General features: G+C 34.9%; 3 protein-coding genes. All 3 read right to left on the bottom strand.

All coding sequences use genetic code 11. From position 1 onward, the window contains the following. On the bottom strand, positions 1-364 hold a 364-nt coding region (locus GSM_RS13875; RefSeq protein ID WP_010077751.1), incomplete at its 3' end, for a hypothetical protein. A 17-nt stretch (positions 365-381) separates the two neighbouring features. Further along, the gene (locus GSM_RS02605) at positions 382-867 is read right to left on the bottom strand and encodes a hypothetical protein (protein WP_003688717.1); all 486 of its coding nucleotides are present in this window, start codon (positions 865-867) and stop codon (positions 382-384) included. A gap of 15 nt (positions 868-882) precedes the next feature. Beyond that, positions 883-1,134 (bottom strand): hypothetical protein, encoded by a 252-nt coding sequence (locus GSM_RS02600; protein WP_029327344.1) that lies wholly within the window; start codon positions 1,132-1,134, stop codon positions 883-885. Between the last annotated feature and the right edge of the window lie 97 nt (positions 1,135-1,231).

Genomic DNA, 1,231 nt, shown 5'->3' with positions numbered 1-1,231 from the left:
TGGTGGTATCTGTAGTATCTTTTGTAACTTCATTAGTTTCTGTCTTACCTTCTACCTCACTAATAAATTTTGAGCCAAGTGAGGATAACAGTGTCGTAAAAGAATTTGAGAAGGTCTCATTTACACCTGTGGCTGCAAAACCTGCAACAATTCCCAATACTGCATCAGCTAACACAGAAGCACTTTTTGTGTTCAAACCAACTACTATACCCGCAATTGCACCTAAGATAGCTGCGATCAATGGTACATATTGAGTGTTCTTTACAATTGGCTTAACTACCTGTACTAAAATCCATACTACAATGACCGTTAATACTACGTCTGCGTTTAAACTTGAACCAAATAAATTATTTAAAATTTCCATGATTGATAATCTCCTTTTTATTTAAGCAATGTAAAAATTCTTGAAATTGTAAAAGTAGTCGTTGCTACCTTTGAAGTGTCACGTATGATTGCAGGATAAACCTGCTTGAAAGTTTTCTTGGCATCAAGATAAGGATTAAGCTCACTAGGTTTTTCTAAGTGGAAAGCAATGTGATAACCATCACTCCCTTTTATGATGTACAGATATCCGTAAGGCAAATCCACAACCTCATACGGATTACCTTCCTTGTCAACCTGACCTAAGAATTGTGGTAACGATAATTCTCCTAATTCTGGCGGACTAGATAATAGTTTTCCTAATTCTTCTTCTGTACTAATCTTATAAGCTGTCACTTCCTTATCTTTTAATAATTTAAGTGAAAGCAAAACAACCCTTTGAGAATAATTTTGCAGTTCTGCACGGTACTGTTCTACTTCCTGTTGTTTCATGTTATAAATTGGTTTGTTTACAATTTCTACTTGCTTTTTTTCTGCCTTAAACACTCATACACCCCCTTTTTATTTTGAAAGCCACTCAACTACAAATGGAGCTATGATATCAACAAACAAAAAACTCACTATGCCGACTACCGACCACCATAGAAATTTAAAATGACTAGTATGGAGCGCAACTATTTTTTCTAACTCATTGATTTTATCTCCCTGTTTTTCAATCTCATCATTTTGTTTCTTGATATTATTGATATCAGTCTTAATTGAGCCTATATCTTCTTTCATTTCCATTAGAATTCTTCTAGTCTCACTATCCATGTCTCCCTCCAATCGCCAACCACCCGCCCAAATTTTTTGTAAAAAAATAAACCTAACTGTTTAGCGAATCAGCTGAATTGCCAAAGCTTCTACCATT

It is taken from the genome of Liquorilactobacillus mali KCTC 3596 = DSM 20444, from assembly GCF_000260415.1.
GTDB classification, from domain to species: Bacteria; Bacillota; Bacilli; order Lactobacillales; family Lactobacillaceae; genus Liquorilactobacillus; species Liquorilactobacillus mali.
Note: the sequence above shows the minus strand (reverse complement) of the source record. Positions and strands in the feature narration are given on the sequence as shown.